At 57.4% G+C, this 20875-nt stretch carries 20 protein-coding genes; 10 read left to right on the top strand and 10 right to left on the bottom strand.

Translation table 11 applies throughout. The features are described 5' to 3' along the window. Positions 1 to 37: 37 nt before the first annotated feature. The 4 genes from QC816_RS17960 to QC816_RS17945 form a co-directional block, all read right to left on the bottom strand. Positions 38 to 1054, bottom strand: coding sequence for a metallophosphoesterase (locus QC816_RS17960; RefSeq protein WP_309783791.1), 1017 nt, complete (start codon positions 1052 to 1054; stop codon positions 38 to 40). A 2-nt stretch (positions 1055 to 1056) separates the two neighbouring features. Next, positions 1057 to 1965 carry an NAD(+) kinase gene (locus QC816_RS17955; protein WP_085919902.1) on the bottom strand — a complete coding sequence of 303 codons (909 nt, stop codon included), beginning with the start codon at positions 1963 to 1965 and terminating at the stop codon, positions 1057 to 1059. Positions 1966 to 2078: 113 nt separating this feature from the next. Beyond that, entirely contained in the window at positions 2079 to 2948 is an 870-nt protein-coding gene (locus tag QC816_RS17950) for a carboxylate/amino acid/amine transporter (protein WP_085919903.1), read from the bottom strand. Between the two features lie 117 nt (positions 2949 to 3065). After that, entirely contained in the window at positions 3066 to 3587 is a 522-nt protein-coding gene (locus tag QC816_RS17945) for a YqaE/Pmp3 family membrane protein (RefSeq protein WP_085919904.1), read from the bottom strand. A 223-nt stretch (positions 3588 to 3810) separates the two neighbouring features. Here QC816_RS17945 and QC816_RS17940 point away from each other — a divergent pair, with 223 nt between their 5' ends. The 6 genes from QC816_RS17940 (at position 3811) to QC816_RS17915 (ending at position 12412) form a co-directional block, all read left to right on the top strand. Then, entirely contained in the window at positions 3811 to 4218 is a 408-nt protein-coding gene (locus QC816_RS17940) for a CBS domain-containing protein (RefSeq protein WP_085919905.1), read from the top strand. Between the two features lie 271 nt (positions 4219 to 4489). Next, positions 4490 to 4849: a hypothetical protein gene (locus QC816_RS17935; protein WP_085919906.1), complete on the top strand. Its 360-nt coding sequence runs from the start codon at positions 4490 to 4492 to the stop codon at positions 4847 to 4849. 23 nt (positions 4850 to 4872) lie between these two features. Then, positions 4873 to 5697, top strand: a complete 825-nt coding sequence (locus QC816_RS17930; RefSeq protein WP_085919907.1) for an AraC family transcriptional regulator — start codon at positions 4873 to 4875, stop codon at positions 5695 to 5697. A gap of 431 nt (positions 5698 to 6128) precedes the next feature. Then, positions 6129 to 7619 carry a sodium/proline symporter PutP gene (putP, locus tag QC816_RS17925; protein WP_085919908.1) on the top strand — a complete coding sequence of 497 codons (1491 nt, stop codon included), beginning with the start codon at positions 6129 to 6131 and terminating at the stop codon, positions 7617 to 7619. Positions 7620 to 7768: 149 nt separating this feature from the next. After that, entirely contained in the window at positions 7769 to 11434 is a 3666-nt protein-coding gene (gene putA / locus QC816_RS17920) for a bifunctional proline dehydrogenase/L-glutamate gamma-semialdehyde dehydrogenase PutA (protein WP_309783786.1), read from the top strand. 351 nt (positions 11435 to 11785) lie between these two features. Continuing rightward, entirely contained in the window at positions 11786 to 12412 is a 627-nt protein-coding gene (locus tag QC816_RS17915) for an OmpW/AlkL family protein (RefSeq protein WP_268902253.1), read from the top strand. A gap of 73 nt (positions 12413 to 12485) precedes the next feature. On the opposite strand, the gene QC816_RS17910 is transcribed toward QC816_RS17915, so the two are convergent. Beyond that, positions 12486 to 12818 carry a YqcC family protein gene (locus QC816_RS17910; protein WP_309783783.1) on the bottom strand — a complete coding sequence of 111 codons (333 nt, stop codon included), beginning with the start codon at positions 12816 to 12818 and terminating at the stop codon, positions 12486 to 12488. Positions 12819 to 13102: 284 nt separating this feature from the next. Here QC816_RS17910 and QC816_RS17905 point away from each other — a divergent pair, with 284 nt between their 5' ends. The 4 genes from QC816_RS17905 to QC816_RS17890 all read left to right on the top strand — a co-directional run bounded on the left by QC816_RS17905 (position 13103) and on the right by QC816_RS17890 (position 16183). Then, positions 13103 to 14137: a DUF3549 family protein gene (locus tag QC816_RS17905; RefSeq protein WP_268902254.1), complete on the top strand. Its 1035-nt coding sequence runs from the start codon at positions 13103 to 13105 to the stop codon at positions 14135 to 14137. Positions 14138 to 14225: 88 nt separating this feature from the next. Further along, entirely contained in the window at positions 14226 to 14666 is a 441-nt protein-coding gene (locus tag QC816_RS17900) for an ATP-dependent zinc protease family protein (protein ID WP_085919912.1), read from the top strand. Between the two features lie 73 nt (positions 14667 to 14739). After that, positions 14740 to 15648, top strand: coding sequence for a 30S ribosomal protein S6--L-glutamate ligase (gene rimK / locus QC816_RS17895; protein ID WP_085919913.1), 909 nt, complete (start codon positions 14740 to 14742; stop codon positions 15646 to 15648). A gap of 88 nt (positions 15649 to 15736) precedes the next feature. Next, on the top strand, positions 15737 to 16183 hold the full coding sequence (locus tag QC816_RS17890) for a hypothetical protein (RefSeq protein WP_264827039.1): 447 nt from the start codon (positions 15737 to 15739) through the stop codon (positions 16181 to 16183). Here QC816_RS17890 and QC816_RS17885 read toward each other — a convergent pair. From QC816_RS17885 to sufC, 5 genes are read right to left on the bottom strand one after another with little or no spacing between them, the layout of a single operon-like run. Next, on the bottom strand, positions 16180 to 16860 hold the full coding sequence (locus QC816_RS17885; protein ID WP_264827038.1) for a SanA/YdcF family protein: 681 nt from the start codon (positions 16858 to 16860) through the stop codon (positions 16180 to 16182). The genes QC816_RS17890 and QC816_RS17885 overlap by 4 nt on opposite strands. Before the next feature lie 19 nt (positions 16861 to 16879). Further along, the gene (sufT, locus tag QC816_RS17880; RefSeq protein ID WP_066317380.1) at positions 16880 to 17449 is read right to left on the bottom strand and encodes a putative Fe-S cluster assembly protein SufT; all 570 of its coding nucleotides are present in this window, start codon (positions 17447 to 17449) and stop codon (positions 16880 to 16882) included. Between the two features lie 8 nt (positions 17450 to 17457). After that, positions 17458 to 18723 (bottom strand): aminotransferase class V-fold PLP-dependent enzyme, encoded by a 1266-nt coding sequence (locus QC816_RS17875; protein WP_264827036.1) that lies wholly within the window; start codon positions 18721 to 18723, stop codon positions 17458 to 17460. Between the two features lie 14 nt (positions 18724 to 18737). Then, complete coding sequence (gene sufD, locus QC816_RS17870; RefSeq protein ID WP_264827035.1) at positions 18738 to 20078, bottom strand: Fe-S cluster assembly protein SufD; 1341 nt, start codon at positions 20076 to 20078, stop codon at positions 18738 to 18740. Then, positions 20075 to 20824, bottom strand: coding sequence for a Fe-S cluster assembly ATPase SufC (gene sufC / locus QC816_RS17865; RefSeq protein WP_085919917.1), 750 nt, complete (start codon positions 20822 to 20824; stop codon positions 20075 to 20077). Before sufC ends, sufD begins: the two co-directional genes overlap by 4 nt. Positions 20825 to 20875 lie beyond the last annotated feature (51 nt).

Below are 20875 nucleotides of genomic sequence, written 5' to 3'. Positions count from 1 at the left end.
AAATTTATGTAAATTAATGTAACAACAACAATTCAGCTCAATCATCGTCGTCCCGCAAGGTGTTTAAAACACGCTGCTCTTCTCTGGCGACACGAATCCAGACAAACTGGTCAGCATTCAAGTCTTGTTCGCCATTCCAACGATAGGCAACCAGACGGCCATACTTCACCGCACTGTAATCCAGACAGGCAATGTTCGAGGTGGGTAACGCAGGTATGCCTTCACACCAGTAATGGCCAATAAACAAAGGCGGTTCGTCGGGACCGTAATAACTCAGCGTCTTACGCTCATTTTGGGTAAGCGGCCGCTGTTCTAGATCGCCGGGTAAATTATCGGGCTGGAAGGCAACATCGCCCCAGTACTGTGGCGATGCCGCCCAGAAATGGGTTCGGAAGCTGCGCCGTGTAAACCCATCTCCCGAGTGAATAGCGACATTATCAGGAAGCGATAGATGGCTGCCCCGCGTCAGGCGATCCAGGATGCGGAATGCCTGGGTCGTCGGATCGGTCGAGGCGACAAGAAAATCGTCGTCCATGCAACCATCGGGGTAATCCTGTTTGAACTGCTCTATCAGCTGATGATCCCAGCAGGCGTGTACCACCCGAAAGCCATCCTGTTCGAGAAACAGCGGCAGCGTTTTAAACCACGCCAGCGTATCTTCCCATTCATTGGTGTGGTCGCGGTATTGTTCCAGCGTGTCTTGAATAATCCGGTTGTGACGCGGTGTGTGCTCGCGTAACCAGCGCTGCTGGCTACCCGGCGGTGCCGGGTGGGTATACGCCAGGGCGTTATATTCATGGTTGCCCATGACGATCTGGGCCTCGCCGGACTCGACCATACGCCGGGCTATCGTCACGGCAAGACGGATACGTGGCCCCCGGTCGATAAGATCACCAAGAAATATCACCCGACGCCGCGGGTGGCGATAGACGCCATTGCGCTGGCGATAGCCAAGCTTTTCGAGCAGCGCTGCAAGTGTTGCTCCGCAGCCGTGCACGTCCCCAATCAGATCATAGCCTTCAAACACCGGCTTGGCGGCGACTTGATGAACCATCTTCAGTCTCCCAACCGGTTGCTCCAGCCAAGTTTGCTGCGCAGCACCTCGTAAAAATTATGCCCAATGGGATGCACCAGTTGGACTCGCTCTGGCTTACGCGTAATGACTACAACATCATCCGGTTTGGCAACCGAGCGGGTTTGCCCATCGCAGCTGACGTGGGGATAGGACTGGTTGGTCTCACCGATGTGCAGGCGAATCTCGCTGGCCGCATCAATCACAATGGGGCGGCTTGAAAGCGTATGCGGAAACATCGGCACCAGGGTAATCACATCCAGCTTGGGGTGCATGATCGGCCCACCCCCGGATAACGCATAGGCAGTAGAGCCTGTCGGCGTAGCGATAATCAACCCATCGCTACGCTGGCTGTATACGAACTGGCCATCGATGAACAGTTCGAACTCGATCATGCGCACCGCTTTGCCAGGATGGACAACAACTTCGTTGAGCGCTTCCCCCGAGCCCACCATCACACCGTTGCGATATAACGCCATATCCAGCAGAAAGCGTTCTTCGCGCTCGAACTCGCCGGCCAGCACTTCGCTAACGCGGGTTTCCAGTTCATCCGGGGAGATATCGGTCAAAAAACCCAGCCGCCCGCGGTTAACGCCTAGAATCAGCGTACCGCTATGGCACAGGGTGCGGGCCGCGCCAAGCAAGCTGCCATCGCCGCCGACCACGATCACCAGGTCACACATTTCCCCCAGCGCACGACGACTGGCCTCGGGCTGACCATGGTGCGGGATTACCGTGGCCGTGCGATCCTCGACCAGCACACGGTAGCGATGCTCAACTAGGTAGTTAACTAAGCGCTGCAGCGAGTCGACGACTTTATCGCTGCCCAGGCGGCCAATTAGCCCGATGGTACTAAATGGCCGCCCTGACTCCTTTGGCGTATTCGATGGCACAGCAGCTTCCTGAACATGATGGGTCGTGAGTCGACACAAGTAAGATCAAGCCATTATGGCCAGAGCAGGCAGCGCGGGCAAATGGACTTACGTGAGTGAAACGTCAACAGGCCCTAGGCAGGGTGCGCCTGCTTGCGCTGCAGCCACCAGTGATTCAGCCACAGCGACGCTGCCATGATCCCCGCGCCGAGCAACAGCCGAGCCACATCGGCTTCACGGTTCCAGATCAACAGGTTGACGGCCAGCCCTGCGGGTACCAGCGCGTTGTTCATGACCGCAAGCGTGCCTGCATCTACCCGCGTGGCACCCTGGTTCCAGGCAAAATAACCGACGCCCGACGCGACCAGTCCAAGCCAGGCCAGCACGCCCCACTGCACGCTGGTTGTTGGCAAGGCGGCACTATTACCGAACACTAGAAAGACCGGCAGCGCAATCACCATGGCGCCAATAAAAAACCAGCCAAACACATTGTGCCAAGGCAAGTCAGCGGGCAAGTCAGCCGCTAAACGCCGGTAGCCGACCTGGCCAATGGCAAAGCACAGATTGGCTCCCTGGACGACTAAAAAGCCTGCCCAAAAACCACTATCCACCCCATCGTAGCGAATAACCGCCGCGCCAATGACGGCCAGGGCAGCACTTAACAGGTAGATCGGCGTGAAGCGACCAAACAGCAGATCATCCAGCAATGCGATGTAAACAGGCGTAAAGATAGTAAAAAGTAGAACTTCGGGAACCGACAGCAATATAAACGACTGGTAGAAGAAGGTGTACATAATGCCAAGCTGAATGGCGCCCAGCACCATCAGTGCCAAACGCTGTTTGCCTTTTAACAGGCTCGGCCGCAGGAACGGCAAGAACACCAAGGCGGCAAGCCCTACCCGAAGGAGTACCGCAAAATAACTGTCAACCTGGCCTGCCAGGTAAACGCCTATCAGCGAAAAAGAGAACGCCCACAGCGCGGTGACACCGACGAGATACGCCATCGTAAACCCCAGATAATATAAAAGTTGACGTGGATTATACGTCGCGCATCGCTATTGCCAATGGCTGACGGGCAAAAACATCGCCTGTGTAGGTGAATCTGCCTGGGAATTGGCGCCTTATTGTCGGCGAAGCCATACAAGAGCGAAAACAACCCCTGGTAGCCAGACACAGAGCGTCAGTAAGGTCGCGATGGTGACGCGTCGTGCGCCCCCATCCGTCAGCGCTACCGCCAATGGCGGGAATAGCACTGCCAATGCATAATACGCCGCCTTCACCGATGAAGGCATGTCTGTCAGCGGCGGTGGCTGCGTCGCCGATTCATTACCGGATGGTTTTTCAGGAGTGTAAAATTCAACGCTTTTATCAACAGTGGGCGTCGCTTCAGCCTTGGTGGACTCGTTAACCTTCGTCTTGCGGTGTGCGTCCTTGTCGATTTTTTGCGTCAGCGCGTCAGCGTCGTGCGCCAGATCATCATGATAACGCTCCCACTCTTCCCAATCGTGGGGTGTCCCCACCTTGGGACGTTGATGCCCGGCCTCACGCGCACGCTCCCAGGATTTTTCTTCCAGCGTGTTGGGGCGGTCGGCATCGCGATCCAGCGGCACCCCTTTACGATTCAAATATTCACGTGCGTCCATAATGTTTCCTCACGCTAAGTCATTAGGGTCAGTTGTCGTTAGCCCCTTGGGTTATTCGACCAGATAAAAGTAACAATTGCGACGCTCGCGCCCCTTTACAAGCGCCTTTAAAACGTTGAATGCCCCTGCAGGATGATCATCGCATCTGTATGTAAATCTTCTAAAGTGAATAAAGTGACGGTTAACAAAACGTTCGCCATGCTCACGCAAAAGGAGAGCCGCAATGTCAAAACCCACGCCACACAATGTACGCGATATCATGTCTCGCGATTGTTATCGTGTCTCGCCGGAAATGTCGATCACCACGTTGGCCCAGGGACTCGCGCTGCATCGTCTGCCGGGTGCGCCTGTGGTTGATCGGCACGACAACCTGATCGGTTTTATTTCAGAACAGGATGTATTGGGCCGCGTTCTTGACAGCGTGTACCATGACGATGAGGCGCCACTGGTCAAGGAACTGATGCGCAATGAGGTGCTCAGCGTCACCCCGGCGAAAAGCATCACCGATCTGGCTCAGGAAATGCTGGGCGCAAAACCCAAAATATATCCGGTGGTTGAACAACGCCGCCTGGTAGGGATTGTCACACGACGCGATATTCTTGTCGCCCTGCTAACCATTCGCCGTCACTGAGAAGGCTGTCGCAGAACGTTGCAAAAGCACACTGCCGTGAAGCCATTATCGCCAGGCAAAAAAAACCGCTGCTCATGGAGCAGCGGAAGCAAGGGATCAAAACAATATCGAGGCAACACCTTTAGCGACTGCTATCACTACGTTGCCTGTACATACTCAGACACGCTGTTCTGAAAAAGTTCGGCAATCTGCAAAATTTTCGTTTCGAAAAATGTGAACGGTATAATGGCCTTTATCGTCATTTCACGCTCAATCCCCAAGGGAGTACTGCATGGCACTTTATCTTTTGGTATTTGGGGTGTGTTTTCTGGTGATTGGCAGTGTCCTGGCCGTTTTGCTGACCTCGCGCACGCCACGCTACCGCACTGAACCGAAAGATCTGCTGGCGCTTTTTGACAAAGCGTTGGCCAGCCAGGTGAGCGAAACGGAATGGAACGCCCTGATCGGCTACCCCATCCGGCATAACGAATATTTAGAGGGCGTGCGGAGACGGGCATCCCACTTGATGGATCAACATGGCAGGCGCTGGCAACTGGCTCAGGGAAAGCCCCTGCTTAATGAAGAGGGTCAGGCAGAGCTGAAAGCCCTGCGCGATCATTTGGCGGCTCACACCGAACTCCATGCACATTAACTCAGGTGGCGGCGGAGACTCCTATGCCCAGCACCATTCGTCGAATTCCTCTGGAAAGCGCTACGCGTCACCACGCTCATGATTTTCACCAGATCGTTATTACTCTGTGCGGTGCATCGGAGTTTGAAATCGAGGGGCTGGGCGGGCGTGTCAATGCGTTTTCGGGTTGCATCGTGCCCGCAAATCATGAGCATTACTACTCGGGCAGCGGCTATAACCGACAGTTGATACTGGACCTGCCAGAAGATGCACCGGCGCTTACCGGTGAGCAGCGCGAGCTTGTCGCCTTGTTCGATGCGCCACGTTTTTTTGCCCTGGATGCCTCACTGCGCCACTACCTGGCCTTCATGGAATGCGAGCTTGGCCAGACCGACTCCCCTGGCCTGCCGCCCTTTCAACATGACCGACTGGCTGCCACCTTTCTAGGTGCTCTCAAGGGGCGACTGGGCAATGCCCCTGAACCACCCTCGCGCCTCGATATTCGCCACCTTGACCGTTTTATTCAGCAGCATATGGCCGACAATCTGCGTGTTGCCGACCTGGCGAAACTGGTATGCCTGAGCGAGGCACATTTTTCAGAACGTTTTCGTCAACAGACAGGCCTCTCTCCGTGGCAATACGTAAAGCGCCAGCGACTGCATGCTGCGCATCAGCTTGTGGTACAGAGCCACTTGTCGTTGACCGATATTGCGCTGCAAACCGGCTTTGCCAACCAGAGTGCACTATCGCATGCGTTTCGCCGCAGCTATGGCCTTTCTCCCCGCCAGCTTCGTCAATCCCGCAGACTCTCCAGCCCGTTGACTAGCCGTCCATTTAATCCGCTGGCAGAGCCTGCCAAACTCAACTAACGTCTTATAAGTGATCGACTTACCTCGAATTTGACACATTTTCCCGCGGAAATGGCATACACCGATAGCCACACCGCTCTACATTCGAGCGTTAGCTCAGGCTTTACGTCCTGTTACCAATATTACCGCTTCACTGGGCGGAAATGCGCCGCTTTCGGCGCCGGGCGATGGGTGAGCAGCTCATCATCGACAAACCAAAACTCATGAACAGGGAACTCTCTTATGGTCGAAAATAATACTGGGGTCGTTGCTGACAACCGTGCCATCAACCCTTCTGACACTCTTTCTAGTTCTAGCGGGCGCTCGTTGGGCCTCGTGGTGTGAGTAGAAAACAGGGTTAATAAAAATAATGCGGATCACTACCGGGCACTTCCCGGTAACCGCACAAACTGGGCGGAATTAACGCCGTCCTGACGAACTGGAGAAGTTACATGGCTATTGGTGTTTGGATTAGTCTCATTGCCTACTTTGCGCTCATGATTGCCATTGGCATTTATGCCATGCGCAAGGCTACCTCTTCCTCGGAAGACTACATGCTGGGTGGCCGTAACCTCAGCCCCAAAGTGGCCGCCTTGTCAGCTGGCGCGTCGGACATGAGCGGTTGGTTGCTGCTGGGCTTGCCCGGGGCGATGTTCGCTTCTGGCCTGGGATCGGCCTGGATCGGTATTGGCTTGCTGGTGGGGGCATTGTTCAACTGGATCCTGGTCGCTCCGCGCCTGCGTGAACAGACGGTTCACTATGGCAATGCGATCACCATTCCGGCTTTCCTGGCAAACCGCTTCCCGACACGGTCGCTTTCCCTGCGCACGGTGTCTGCCATCGTGATCGTCATCTTCTTTGCGGTCTACACCGCATCGGGCCTGGTGGCCGGCGGCAAGCTGTTCGAAAGCGCCTTTGCGGGGGTCGTGAACATTGGCGGCATGAGCGACTATGGCGCGGGCGTGCTGATCACCCTCGGCGTCGTGCTGGTTTACACCGTGGTCGGTGGTTTTCTGGCGGTGAGCATGACCGATTTCGTCCAAGGCTGCATCATGATGCTGGCCCTGGTGATCATGCCGGCGGTGGTGCTCTTTGGCGAAGGCGGCGGCGGCTTCGGTCAGGCATCACAGACCCTCAATGAAGTCGATCCCACGCTGCTGTCGTGGACGGAAGGCTTGACCTTTATCGGCTGGCTGTCTGCGGTGACCTGGGGGCTTGGGTACTTCGGCCAGCCACACATCATCGTGCGCTTCATGGCAATCCGCACGCTCAAGGATGTGCCGATTGCCCGCAACATCGGCATGAGCTGGATGGCCATCTCGCTGATCGGCGCGGTGTCGCTGGGTATTTTTGGTCGCGCCTATGCGGTTCGCAACGGCATGAATGTCGAAGACCCGGAAACCATCTTCATTATCCTGGCGGAGTTGCTGTTCCACCCGCTGATCACCGGCTTCCTGTATGCAGCGCTGCTGGCGGCGGTCATGAGCACCATTTCCAGCCAGCTACTGGTAGCGTCTTCTTCGCTGACCGAGGACTTCTATCGCCTCTTCCTGCGTAAAGAGGCCACGGACAAGGAGTGCGTGAACGTGGGCCGTGTGAGCGTCGTCCTGGTGGGCTTGATAGCCGCCGTGATTGCGTCGGACCCAGACTCGCAGGTACTCGGGTTGGTCAGTAACGCCTGGGCAGGCTTCGGCGCCGCCTTCGGCCCGCTGATCATCCTGTCGCTGATGTGGTCGCGCACCAACGGCAATGGCGCCATTGCTGGCATGGTCGTGGGTGCCCTCACCGTAATGATCTGGATTGCCCTGGGCTGGAACGCTTCCTTCATGGGTGGCCCGGGCATTTACGAGATCATTCCCGGCTTCATCGCGGCCTTTCTTGCCATCCTGGTGGTAAGCAGCGCCACGGCCGATGCCGGCGAGTATCAGCACATTACCCGCTAGCAAGAGCGCGCAGGATACATTCAACGTATCAGGAGGGCTCCCCCCAGGAGCCCTCTGTTGGTTTGATCTTTTGTGTTTGCTGCCAAAAGACCGACTAAACCCTAACCGACGCAATAACGTTACGTGTCGGCTAGCAAGGAGAGACCCCTATGAACGAAGCCAATCCTCATCTGCATAGCGACGTGAGTGACCTGCGCTCGCGCATTCGCAAGAATTACGACGCCAATGAGGCAGATGTACTGCACGCGCTTATCGAGCGTATCAAGCTGTCGGAGGATGACCGCAAGCAAGTCGCCGCCGTTGGCGCCAAGTACGTAGAGCGTGTGCGCAAGGAAAGGTCGCCCTCGATGATGGAGGCGTTCCTGGCCGAGTACGGGCTCTCGACTACCGAAGGCGTCGGCTTGATGTGTCTGGCAGAAGCGCTGCTGCGCGTGCCCGATGCGGAAACCATCGACGACCTGATCCACGACAAGATCGAGCCGTCCGACTGGGGCGCCCACCTGGGCAAGTCAGCATCCTCGATGGTCAACGCCTCGACCTGGGCACTGTTGCTGACCGGTAAGGTACTGGAAGAAGATCCCAAGGGGCCCACACGGGCACTGCGGGGCTTGGTTCGGCGCATGGGCGAGCCGGTCGTGCGTAAAGCAGTTGGCCAGTCGATGAAGATCCTTGGCCGCCAGTTCGTGCTTGGTCAGACCATCGAAGAAGGCATGAAGAATGCCCGTGAGCTCGAAAAGCAAGGCTATACCTACTCCTACGACATGCTGGGCGAAGCAGCGCGCACCGACGAAGATGCCGTCCGCTACCACCAGGCTTATGCCAAGGCGATCTCTGCTATCGCCGAGCAGGCCAAGGGTGATGTCCGCGGTAGCCCCGGCATTTCGGTGAAGCTGTCGGCGCTGCACCCGCGTTATGAATACACCCACCGTGACACGGTGATGGCAGAGCTATTGCCCCGCGCTAAAGAGTTGGTGCAACAAGCGGCCAAAGCCAATATCGGTTTCAATATCGACGCTGAAGAGCAAGACCGGCTGGATCTGTCCCTGGACGTGATCGAAGCCTTGATGGCCGACCCCAGCCTGGACGGCTGGGATGGTTTCGGGGTCGTCGTGCAGGCATACGGTCGCCGCGCAGCGCCGATGATCGAGACGCTCTACGAACTCGCCGAGCGCTTCGATCGCAAAATCATGGTACGCCTGGTAAAAGGTGCTTACTGGGACACCGAGATCAAGCTCTCCCAGGAAATGGGCGTCAAAACCTTCCCGGTCTTCACCCGCAAGGTCAATACCGACGTCAGCTACATGGCCTGCGCCCAGATGTTACTCGACCGGCGCGACCGCATCTATCCGCAGTTTGCGACCCACAATGCCCACACCTGTGCTGCCGTCGTGGAGATGGCGGGCGATGACAAGGACAGCTACGAGTTTCAGCGCCTGCACGGCATGGGCGAGTCGCTGCACCACATCGTCAAGGAGTCGGAAGGCACCCACTGTCGCATCTACGCCCCGGTCGGCGCCCACCGCGATCTGCTGGCCTATCTGGTTCGCCGCCTGCTGGAGAACGGTGCCAACTCCTCGTTCGTTAACCAGGTAGTGGATAGTTCGATTCCCCCGAGCGAGGTCTCGAAGGATCCCATTGAAGGGTTTAAGCAGCTCGGCAATGACGTATCAAGCCCCCTGATCCGCCAGCCCGGCGAGCTGTTCGAGCCTGATCGCAAGAACTCCAAGGGCTACCGTATCAACGAGCCGGCTTCGATCCTGCCGCTGCTCGATGCGCGTGAAACCTTTGCCGACGCCACCTGGACTGCAGGCCCGATGCTGGCTGGCAACCCGGCTCCCAAGGGCCCGGCACGTGATGCGGTCTCCCCCGCCGACGGCTCTCGGGTAATCGGTAAGGTGCATGAAGCCACCCCGGAAGAGGTCGCCACGGCCCTCGACGCCGCCGAGCAAGGCTTCAAAGAGTGGTCGGCACGCCCTGCGGCCGAGCGCGCCGCGGTACTGCGCCGCACCGCCGACCTCTACGAAGAACACATCGCTGAACTGACCGTGATCACCACCCGCGAAGCTGGCAAGATGATGTTCGATGGTATCGCCGAAGTGCGTGAGGCAGTGGATTTCCTACGCTACTACGCCAACGAAGGCGAGCGGCTGGAAGCGGAAGAGCCCGGCAGCGCCCGCGGTATCTTCGTCTGCATCAGCCCGTGGAACTTCCCCCTGGCCATCACCACCGGGCAGATCGCGGCCGCCCTGGTGGCCGGTAACGCAGTGCTCGCCAAGCCCGCCGAGCAGACGCCCCTGATTGCGGCCCGTGCCGTCGAGTTGATGCGCGAAGCCGGTTTGCCTGAAGCGGCGCTGCAGCTACTCCCGGGCGATGGCCCGACGGTAGGTGGACCGCTGACCAGCGATCCGCGAATTGCCGGTGTCTGCTTTACCGGCTCGACCCCGGTGGCGCAGATCATCCACAAGGCGCTGGCCGAGAACGCCGGGCCTGATGCCGTGCTAATCGCCGAAACCGGCGGGCTCAACTCCATGATCGTCGATTCCACGGCGCTCACCGAGCAGGCGGTACGCGACATCCTGATTTCCTCCTTCCAGTCGGCCGGTCAGCGCTGCTCCGCGCTGCGCATGCTGTATGTCCAGGAAGAGGCCCGGGACCGGTTGCTCAACATGCTCTACGGTGCCATGGACGCGCTGACCATCGGCGACCCCTGGAATACCGATACTGACGTGTCGCCGGTGATTGACGCCGATGCCCAACAGGAAATCAGCGATTATGTAGCGACGAACGAGAAGAACGGCAAGGTGCTGAAGAAACTTTCAGCGCCGGAGACCGGCACCTTCGTTACCCCGGCGGTGATCGATGTTGGCGGCATCGAGGATCTCGAGCGTGAAATCTTTGGCCCGGTGTTGCACGTGGCCACCTTCAAGGCGCGGGATATCGACAAGGTGGTCGATGACATCAACGGCAAGGGCTACGGGCTGACCTTCGGCCTGCATACTCGTATCGATGACCGCGTGCAGCAGATCGTCGAGCGCATCCATGTCGGCAACGTCTACGTCAACCGTAACCAGATCGGTGCTATCGTCGGTTCCCAGCCGTTCGGCGGCGAGGGCCTATCAGGCACCGGCCCCAAGGCCGGTGGCCCGCTCTACGTGACACGCTTCCGCCGCACCGCGGAGGCCGAGCACAGGAATGCACCAGAAGGAAAAGCGGTCTCACTGGGTGATCTCCAATCCGCGCTTGATGGACTGGATGCGCGCAACTGGGCGGTGCGACCCAACCGGATCGAAGTGCTACGCAAGGCGCTATCCGGCAAAGGCGGCGTGATACGCAAGGCGCTCAACGAGACGGCTGCGTTGGACATGACGCCGCAGACGCTGCCGGGGCCAACGGGTGAAAGTAACCGCTTGGCGATGTACCCGAAGGGAGCGGTTCTGTGCCTCGGGCCAACCCTGGATATTGCCATCGCCCAAGCCGCACAGGCCCTCGGTACTGGCTGTGCGGCCGTCTTGGTCGCGCCAGGCGCCGAACAGGCGGTGAAACCGCTGATTGATGCCGGGGTGCCCGTCGCCGGGCTTGATGGAAGCGTCTCGGCCGAGACGTTGAGTGACATCAAAGGTATCGCGGCGGTCGCCGCCGCTGGCGACAGCGACTGGACCTGTGAACTGCGCACAGCCCTGGCCAAGCGCGATGGCGCCATCATACCGCTCGAGACCCAAACCATCTCGCCGGATCGCTACGTGGTCGAACGCCATCTGTGCATTGACACCACCGCAGCCGGTGGCAACGCCAGCCTGCTGGCCACCGCCGAATAGACCGGTATTGAGTGGTTAGTGCCCTGGAGGGGGGGCAGCGGTTTTATGCGGCGCCCTCCTCCTTCCAGACTGTCTCAGCAATCAATCGTTAGCCACTCCTCGTGAGTGGCTTTTTTATTGGCAATAGCGTTTTTCTGGATTATCCAATTGACCGGTGGCCCGCCCCTGAATCAGGCCACTCCACATACCTCTCCTCTTTGATAATACCTGCCTAACAACCCTTGCCCTGGATCAATAATCCGCTCACTGGATCTCGTTACACTGGTCACATCGTTAAACGGCTAGCGAATAGCCGTCCAGCGTTGCAACGAGTCGTTTGAAACTGTCTGTTTTAACATCAGGAGTGCCCCCATGCGTAAAGCCGTCCTGCCTACCCTACTTGTATCCACCGTTGCCGCTGCGGCGCTGATAACCAGCAGCCAGGCTTTCGCTTACGGCGCGGGTGATGTCTTTACCCGCGTTGGTGTTGCCAAAGTCGCCCCTAAAAGCGACAACGGCTCACTGGCCAACGGTGCGTTGGCCGTGGATGTACAGGATGAAACCGAGTTTGCGTTCACCCTGGGCTACCGCTTTCTCGATAACGTTGGCGTGGAGCTCCTGGCGGCGCTTCCGTTCGAGCACGATATCCACCTGAACGGTGGTAATATCGCCTCCACCAAGCACCTACCGCCAACCCTGACGCTCCAGTATTACCCGCTGGGCGGCACGCAGTCCCGGGTACAGCCTTATGTGGGTGCAGGTGTTAACTACACCCACTTCTCCGATGAAGAGCTGACGACTGGTGATTTAGATCTGGATGACTCCTGGGGCGCGGCAGGCCAGGTAGGCGTCGACCTGCTGATTGATGACCACTGGGCGCTGAACGCTGCGGCTTGGTACATCGACATTGATACTGATGCCAGCATTAACGGTGCAGCGGCAGGTACCGTTGAGATCGACCCTGTCGTGGTCATGGGTGGCCTCAGCTATCGTTTCTAGGCTGACAGCCAATAACTCTCAGGCGTTATCCACAAAGCCTGCCTTGCGGCGGGCTTTGTTGTTACATCGGCCTTCAGTTTTCAGTGACGACCTTATCCACTCTCTCCACAGCCCGCACAACGAGCAGTTGATGATGGGCGGGTGTCTGCTCCTGCTGCAAATAGGCCGCCACGGCGGGTGCCACCTCACATTTGGCCGGCATCGGCCCACAAGCTTCAACCAGCGACTCCAGGCGCGCGATAAATACAAAGCGCAGCCACTGGAGCAGCGACATTGTATCGACACAGAACGGCTGCTGGCTGGAAAAAGCCGCTGTCTCAGGGATTGGCATACGCCATAGGTCAGCGGCCTTTAGCGTCGCTTCAAGATCAAGAAGCGCGGTATGAAGCTCGCGATGTGCGCCCATAAACCACCTATGTTGAATCAGATATTTAAAGGGCATTATCCCAACTCTATGGCTGAGTTGCCACTCATCCACCGAGATCTTCGTTATTCACAGATTCACAGAAAACCTGCAAGAGACTGTGGATAAGCTATGGAAAGGTATCGCATCCGCGTTCCCCATGCGGGTTGGCGATGACTGTTTAATTTTTAACCAGACAGTAAAAAAGGCGTGATATTATCAATGCCTACGGCTGACAGGCTGCTATCCGCAAGGTAGAGTGCAGGCTTGCAATGGGAAAGGACGTTATGCAACCAATTCGCACCCTAGACGAGTTTTTTCAGCGCAGCGGCGCCAGTGTATCGCTTTATCATATGGGACGGTGCGTTACCCCGTGCCCTATGGATGCACTACGCCAGCTTGAAAATACCCAGAGCCCATGGCCTGCACCCTGGCAAGGTCAGGCGCGCGTGGCCATCGTGTTTCGTCTGGGTGATATGCCCGAACCGGCGATCTGGTTTCTGGCCCTGCCGCTGGACGAGGAAGGCTATCTGGTGCCCGCCCAGCGCGATGCGTTTCTGAATCGGCTACTTGAAACCCTGGGCCGCAACGTCTCACAACTAGGCCAGACGCGTGGATCAGAAGCTGACAACCTGATGAAGGACAACCCGCTCGCCTTTACCCCGAGCGCCCCTTTTCAGGCGATGCTTAATGCCAGGGCAACCCATGCGTTTGACTTGCCTGCAAGCCAGCATTTCGACCCCGTCGACGCTTACCTCCGTGACCCACAGGCGCTAGATTGGCAACAGTTGGGGTTACAGGGTGTCGCCGACGTGGTAGTCCGCCTCGATGAAGAGACGGCGGAACGGTTAGCCACCCAGCTCGCCCATTTACCCACAGAGGTTGCTCAGGCATTTTGCCTTTGCCTGGAGCATGAGCCTCTGCCCGGCAGCTTGGTCGCCGCATTGCGCCAACGGGGTGAAAAAGCCATCATTGCAGGTGATCTGGAAATGCTGTGTGCCTGTGTGCGCGCCGTCGGAGCCACGGAGACTGACGAAGTAGGCCATTGGTATGCTCAGTTGCTCCGCGACGAGACCACCAGTGGGCCCGACGTACTGGCAGCGATGGCAGGAAGGGGCTGGTCACATTTGGAAGACGGCGAACGTCTACCGCTTTTCCTGTCGCGTCTGGCTGATGACGAACGCACCGATTTTATTGCGATGGTAAAAGACTTGGCGCTGATTCCGCGGCTACGCCTGCCGTTACTGATGGCGCTGCGTGACGCACCGGAAGGCTCAAGGATCCACGCCCGCGTGGTTGAACTGACGGCCAATAGCGGATAATCCCAGGGTTGATTACTGATGATGCTGAGGAACGCCCGATGAAAGTAAAGCGCAATGTTGTTAATCATCGGCTTCCTAAGGAGTGGTTTTGAAAGAACTCCCTTACCAGGCCAAAGCGGTTATTGGCCGTCGTGAAATGGTCTATTTGCCGGATCTGGCACTTCATCTGTGCTGCAAAGCAGACACGGGTGCACGTACCTCTGCGCTACACGCCGAGGAGATCGAGACCCATGAAGACGAAGATGGTCAGCTATGGGTCAGTTTTATTACCCATAGTGGCGGGCCTGAAACACCGGCTCACCGGTTGAAAGTGCATTTACATGATCGCCGACGGGTGACCAGCTCGAACGGACACACTGAATGGCGGTATGTGATCCGCACCCCAATGCGCCTGGGCGATCTTAACTTTCCGGTTGAGCTAAGCCTGGCGGACCGTAGCAATATGCGACACCCCATGCTATTGGGACGCCGTGCGATGCGCCGTTTGCTGGTGGCACCGGGCGCTGCGTTTTTACACGGCGAACCCTAAGTTTGTTAACATTCCACGCTAGTTTTCCACTTCCTCTTTCACTACGCCCCTTCGACTAGGCTTGGAGTTTCGCATGCATATCGCTTTGCTTTCCCGTAATCGCAACCTCTACTCCACGCGCCGCCTGGTGGAAGCGGCTGAAGGTCGTGGACACACGGCGCGAGTGGTCGACACCCTGCGCTGCTACATGAGCATTGCCTCTCACCATCCGTCGATTCACTACAAGGGGCAGGAAATCGAGCCTTTTGATGCGGTCATCCCGCGGATTGGCTCATCCGTCACCTTTTATGGCTGCGCGGTGCTCCGTCAGTTTGAAATGATGGGCACCTACGTTATCAACGATAATGTCTCGATTACGCGCTCCAGGGATAAGCTGCGCTCACTCCAGTTACTGTCACGCAAAGGGTTGGGGCTCCCCATTACCGGCTTTGCCCACTCACCGGATGATATTCCCGACCTGATCACCATGGTAAAGAGTGCCCCGCTGGTCATTAAGCTACTGGAAGGCACCCAGGGCATTGGTGTGGTATTGGCTGAAACCAATCAGGCGGCGGAATCGGTTATTCAGGCCTTTATGGGCATGAAAGCCAACATCATGGTGCAGGAGTACATCAAGGAAGCACGCGGTGCCGATATCCGCTGTTTCGTGATCGGTGATAAAGTCGTGGCCTCGATGAAGCGTCAGGCGGCCGACGGTGAATTCCGTTCGAACCTTCACCGCGGCGGCACCGCCAGCGTCATCCGGATTACGCCTGAAGAGCGCTCCACCGCCATCCGTGCGGCCAAAGCCATGGGGCTGCGGGTTGCGGGTGTCGATTTGCTGCGTTCCAATCATGGTCCGGTGATCATGGAGGTGAACTCCTCGCCTGGCTTGCATGGCATCGAAAGTGCCACTGGCAAAGATATCGCCAGCATGATTATTGAGCACATCGAAAAAAATGCCATGCCGGCGCGTAAAGCACCCCCCAAGCCGAAAGGCTAACCGGTCTGTGCAAAAATAATTCGTCAAGGGGGTGGCAAATCTAGCGCGCCCCCGCCACAATCTGCGTCACCGAAGGAGGTAGACGCTCATGTTTCTCGACAATCGCCAAGTGGCGATGGACAGCGCATTGGAAGCGCTGGCCGATAGCATTGATTATTTTCAGGACAATATAGAACGCCTGCGCCCTTCCCTGCGCGAAGCATTGAAGCCGCATTACGCTGCACGCCTAGAATCCATGCACCAGTTACAAGACCTGGCTCGGACACATCTGAAGATGCTACCCCGAGATGCTGACGTTGAGCGAGACGACTTTTTATGGCTCTGGAGCCGTCTGAAAAGTTTTGTCGGCAACGACAGTCAGGTGCTGATCAATGAGCTACTGGAGCAGGAACGTGTTTTGATGCAGGCGTTGTCAACGCTCTTCACTCATCCGCTACCCGCCCCCATTGAGCCGGTTATCGAAGATTGCATGAAGGGCTGTCGTCAGTTGATTCGCGAGCTATACGAACTGCAAAAACGCAAGTCACGAAGCTAATCAGTGCGCTCGGGTAAGGTTTGAATAGGCTCAGGTGGGCCTAGAAAGTAAGGCTCGCGTCCCCAGATATACAGATCACCGAGTGTTGCTACCCTGGCCGCCCACTCACGCATCAGCACGTGCCAGCCACCCGCTCCATCGCGCTCTTCAGCGACACAGCCCGTTACCTGCATGCCCAATGCCTGGGCGATGAAGATCGCCCTGGGTAAGTGCCAGTCCTGGGTAATCAATACCGCCTGGTCTAGCTGAAAAACGTCACGCGCTCTTGCCAGGGTGTCGTAGGTACTGAAACCGGCAAAGTCCATTGTCAACTGCTCAGGCGCTACGCCTCGGCGTGTTAAGTCTCGCCACATGGCCCGCGGTTCATTATAGGCCTGAGTACGATTATCGCCTGACAACAGCAGATGCTGTACCTTTTGATGGTCAACCAGTTGGGCCGCGGTGCGCATTCGCGCATGGAAGTGGGGGTTGCGCATACCGCTGCGTGTCCAGTTCGAGGTACCAAACACGACGCCTACCTCTGCGGGTACACACTGGGAAAGTTGTTCATGGATATAAGCGCTTGTTCGCCCCAGAACCCATAGATTGCCACCTACAAATAGCAATGTCGCCAGAAGCAGCAATGCTCCTAGCGACATTAACATGCGCGATATCCATCTGATCAGCAGTATACGCATCTAGCGCGCCATCCCGCCGTTAGAACATACCCAGCTCAAGCTTCGCCTCTTCGCTCATCATGTCACGGCTCCAGGGCGGGCTGAAGACAATCTCGGTATGCACCTTGCTGATCTGCGGCGCCCCCAGGATCTTGTTACGCGCGTCGGCAGCAATCACATCACCCATGCCACAGCCAGGGGCGGTCAGCGTCATACGAATGGTCACCATTCGTTCACCGCTGATCAGTCGCTCAATCCGGCAGCCGTAAACCAGCCCCAGGTCGACGATATTGACGGGTATCTCCGGGTCAAAGCATGTCCGCAACTGATCCCAGACGAACTGCTCGATTTCGTCTTCCGTGGCATCTTCGTGCAGCGTCGGTCGCGGCAGTGGTGGAAGTCCCAGCGCATCAAGATTACTGCCTTCGATCAAGAATAACCGACCCTCAAAACCAACGCTCACCGTGCTGCCCTTGGCCTGCATGACGCTTACAACGCTATCTTCCGGCAACTGTTCGGTACTGCCAAACGGTATCGCGATCGCCTCCACATCACGCTGAAGCGGTAAACTTTGTCCACGCTGCAAACTGGCTACTTGCTCGATATCCATAAACTCCCTTAGCGCACCATTCCGATCACGCGGTTGAGCGCCGCCACAAACGTCTCTACCTCTTCAAGGGTATTATACGCAGCAAATGACGCCCGGCACGTTGCGTCTACCCCGAAGTGATGCAGGAGCGGTTGAGCGCAGTGATGCCCCGTGCGGATTGCCACGCCCAACTGGTCGATCAACAGGCCAATATCCTGAGCATGCACCCCGTCAACCACGAAGGATAGCACGCCTGCCTTGTTCGGTGCGGTACCCAGAATACGTAATCCGTCCACCTGGCTGACCGCCTGGGTGGCATGATGAAGCAAAACGCCTTCCCAGGCACTAATCGCCTCGACCCCGACACCTTCCATCCACTCAAGGGCGCGGCCCAAGGCAATGACTTCGGCAATCGCCGGCGTCCCCGCCTCGAACTTGTGCGGAATAGCCGCAAAGGTAGTGCCGACGTCAAAGGAAACGGTGTCGATCATCTCACCGCCGCCCTGCCAGGGGGGCATCGCTTCCAGCAGCGCTTTTTTGCCATACAGCACACCAACGCCGGTAGGTCCGTAGACCTTATGCCCCGAGAAGGCATAGAAATCGGCATCAATGTCCTGCACGTCAACCCGTTGATGCGGCGCAGCCTGAGCGCCATCAATGAGGATCAAGGCGCCAAACTGATGCGCCAGCGCTGCCATCTCTTTAACGGGGTTGATCGTGCCCAAGGCATTGGACACGTGATTGACCGCGACCAGCTTGGTGCGCTCGCTTAACAGCTCCCGGTAGGCGTCCATATCCAGCGCGCCATCTGAGTCGACGGGAATGACCTTGATGGTAAAACCACGCTCGGCTGCCAGCAGTTGCCAGGGCACGATGTTGGAGTGGTGCTCCAGCATCGAGATCAACACTTCATCCCCTGGATGCAACTGGTTACGCCCCCAGCTTTGCGCTACCAGGTTAATCGCCTCGGTGGTGCCCCGCGTAAAGATAATCTGACGCGCGTCTTCCGCATTGAGAAACCCTTTCACCCGCTGACGCGTACCCTCGAACGCCGCGGTGGCCTCATCCGCCAGAGTGTGCAGCCCACGGTGAATGTTGGCGTTATAGCGCGAATAGTAATCGCTGAATACGTCTATCACTGGCTGCGGCGTCTGGCTGGTCGCCGCATTGTCCAGGTAGATCAGCGGCTTGCCGTTAACCTCGCGTTCCAGCACCGGGAATTCCCGGCGTAGTGCGGTCAGGTCGTAGCGTGCGCTGTCTTGCTCCAAGGGCGTCTCAATCACGGTATGGGGCATCGATAGCTCCTTGATTAGTCGTTGAGCGAAACCGCTGCTTCTACCAACCCGGCGAGGTTAAAGCGCTCTGGCAATTTACCGGCGACGGCAAGTTCCACGCGCTCTGCCACGGCATCCAGCGCCACCTGATCCAGCACTTCACCGGCAAACGCCAGCGTCAGCAGGCCACGAGCGGTCGCTTCGTCGATTCCCCGGGTACGCAATGCGTAGATGGCTTCTTCATCGAGCTGGCCGGTGGTCGTGCCGTGGGAGCACTTGACGTCGTCCGCATAGATTTCAAGCTCGGGCTTTGCATCGATGTGCGCGCGGTCGGAGAGCAGCAGGTTCTGATTGCTCTGGAAGCCTTCTATCTTCTGGCTGTCGCGCTTGACATACACCTTGCCGTTAAACACGCCATGGGCACGGTCATCCAGGATGCCCTTGTAGTTCTCGTTGGAGAACGTCAGCGGCGCATTGTGGTTGACCTTGGTGTGGTTATCGACGTGCTGGCGACCCTGGCCAAAGAACAGCCCGAGGAAATTGGTTTCAGCACCCTGGCCGTTCAAATCACTGATCAGGTCGTTACGCACCAGCGCACCGCCCAGATTCAGGTTGTAGGAACTGTACCGGGTATCGCGACTTTGCTCTACGTGGATACTGGCCACGTGCATGTCACCCAGCGGGGCTTCCTGAAGCTTGTAATGGTTCAGAATCGCACCACGGTCCAGCATCAACTCAGCCACCACGTTGGTGAAATTTGTGGCATCGGTTTCGCCGGCATAGTGCTCAATCAGCGTCGCTTCGCTGCGTCCGCCCGCCTCTACCAGAATACGCGGATGACTCATCACTGGCGTACCGGCACGGGAAAGGAACTGTAGCAGGATTGGCTTTTCAACCACCGTCCCCGGTGCGATGCGCACCACGGCACCTTCTTCCATAAACGCCGTATTGAGTGCCGCAAAGGCGGAAAAATCAACGCTTGTCAGGCGACCCAGCGGCCCGCCAACAGCTTCATGGTTGTCGGTCAATGCCTTGGACAGCGGCAGCACCTGAACGCTATCGGGCAATGCGTCCAGATCAGAAAGCGCTGATGAAAACACACCGTCGACAAACGTCAGCCGGTAGGCATCCAGGGGCAGCGTCAATGCGGCTGCCTGAGCCTGAGAGAACTCGGCACTTTCCGCCAGGGCAAAATTGCCCTGGGCAATAGAGCGAACATCGGTGTATTTCCACTCTTCATCACGGCGAGTGGGAAAGCCAATGGCCTCGAAGCGTGCCGCGCCAGCCTGACGGCGAGCCGCGATCCAGGTCGGCTCAGCGTCGCGCTGTTGGCTACGCGCGTTCAGCGTGTCCAAAAACGTTTGCGTGTCGCTCATGCCACAGACTCCTCAATGCCTTCGTACCCGTTGGCTTCCAGCTCTTTGGCAAGCTCTGCATCACCGGTTTTGACAATGCGCCCGTCGACCAGGACGTGAACCTTGTCCGGAACGATGTAATCGAGCAGGCGCTGGTAGTGGGTAACCAGCAGAATCGCACGGTCTTCGGCGCGCAAGCTGTTAACCCCGTCGGCAACAACTTTCATGGCGTCGATATCAAGCCCCGAGTCGATCTCGTCAAGCATGGCGAGTTTGGGTTGAAGCACCAGCATTTGCAGAATTTCGTTGCGCTTCTTCTCGCCGCCAGAGAAGCCTTCGTTGACCGCACGCTGAAGAAAGCTGGCATCCATTTTCATCAGGCCAAGCTTCTCTTTTACCAGCTTCATGAACTCAGGCGCTGGCAACTCATCTTCACCCCGCGCGGCACGCTGGGCGTTGAGCGCTGCTTTGAGCAGGTAGATATTCTTTACCCCAGGGATTTCGACCGGGTACTGGAAACCCAGCAGCAGCCCTGCCTGGGCGCGCTCTTCGATTTCCATTTCCAGCACGTCCTGACCTTTGAAGGTAATGCTGCCCTGAGTGACTTCGTAGCCATCCTTACCCGCGATCACAGCCGATAACGTGGATTTACCCGCGCCGTTGGGCCCCATCAGGGCATGCACTTCACCCTCGTTGATTGTGAGGCTGAGGCCTTTGAGAATCTCGCTGCCTTCGACGGTGACGTGTAAATCTTTAACTTCCAACATAGTAAAAACCCTTCAAATGCTTACAGATCGCTTACGCGACGCTCATAAAAG

This window comes from Vreelandella janggokensis, assembly GCF_031451615.1.
Classification (GTDB): Bacteria; Pseudomonadota; Gammaproteobacteria; order Pseudomonadales; family Halomonadaceae; genus Vreelandella; species Vreelandella janggokensis.
This window is presented reverse-complemented; position numbering and strand designations above follow the sequence as displayed.

Coding starts and splice junctions, on each gene's coding strand:
- QC816_RS17960 (WP_309783791.1), bottom strand. CDS start 1,054: ATGGTTCATCAAGTCGCCGCCAAGCCGGTGTTTGAAGGCTATGATCTG.
- QC816_RS17950 (WP_085919903.1), bottom strand. CDS start 2,948: ATGGCGTATCTCGTCGGTGTCACCGCGCTGTGGGCGTTCTCTTTTTCG.
- QC816_RS17945 (WP_085919904.1), bottom strand. CDS start 3,587: ATGGACGCACGTGAATATTTGAATCGTAAAGGGGTGCCGCTGGATCGC.
- QC816_RS17940 (WP_085919905.1), top strand. CDS start 3,811: ATGTCAAAACCCACGCCACACAATGTACGCGATATCATGTCTCGCGAT.
- QC816_RS17935 (WP_085919906.1), top strand. CDS start 4,490: ATGGCACTTTATCTTTTGGTATTTGGGGTGTGTTTTCTGGTGATTGGC.
- QC816_RS17930 (WP_085919907.1), top strand. CDS start 4,873: ATGCCCAGCACCATTCGTCGAATTCCTCTGGAAAGCGCTACGCGTCAC.
- putP (WP_085919908.1), top strand. CDS start 6,129: ATGGCTATTGGTGTTTGGATTAGTCTCATTGCCTACTTTGCGCTCATG.
- putA (WP_309783786.1), top strand. CDS start 7,769: ATGAACGAAGCCAATCCTCATCTGCATAGCGACGTGAGTGACCTGCGC.
- QC816_RS17915 (WP_268902253.1), top strand. CDS start 11,786: ATGCGTAAAGCCGTCCTGCCTACCCTACTTGTATCCACCGTTGCCGCT.
- QC816_RS17910 (WP_309783783.1), bottom strand. CDS start 12,818: ATGGGCGCACATCGCGAGCTTCATACCGCGCTTCTTGATCTTGAAGCG.
- QC816_RS17905 (WP_268902254.1), top strand. CDS start 13,103: ATGCAACCAATTCGCACCCTAGACGAGTTTTTTCAGCGCAGCGGCGCC.
- rimK (WP_085919913.1), top strand. CDS start 14,740: ATGCATATCGCTTTGCTTTCCCGTAATCGCAACCTCTACTCCACGCGC.
- QC816_RS17890 (WP_264827039.1), top strand. CDS start 15,737: ATGTTTCTCGACAATCGCCAAGTGGCGATGGACAGCGCATTGGAAGCG.
- QC816_RS17885 (WP_264827038.1), bottom strand. CDS start 16,860: ATGCGTATACTGCTGATCAGATGGATATCGCGCATGTTAATGTCGCTA.
- sufT (WP_066317380.1), bottom strand. CDS start 17,449: ATGGATATCGAGCAAGTAGCCAGTTTGCAGCGTGGACAAAGTTTACCG.
- QC816_RS17875 (WP_264827036.1), bottom strand. CDS start 18,723: ATGCCCCATACCGTGATTGAGACGCCCTTGGAGCAAGACAGCGCACGC.
- sufD (WP_264827035.1), bottom strand. CDS start 20,078: ATGAGCGACACGCAAACGTTTTTGGACACGCTGAACGCGCGTAGCCAA.
- sufC (WP_085919917.1), bottom strand. CDS start 20,824: ATGTTGGAAGTTAAAGATTTACACGTCACCGTCGAAGGCAGCGAGATT.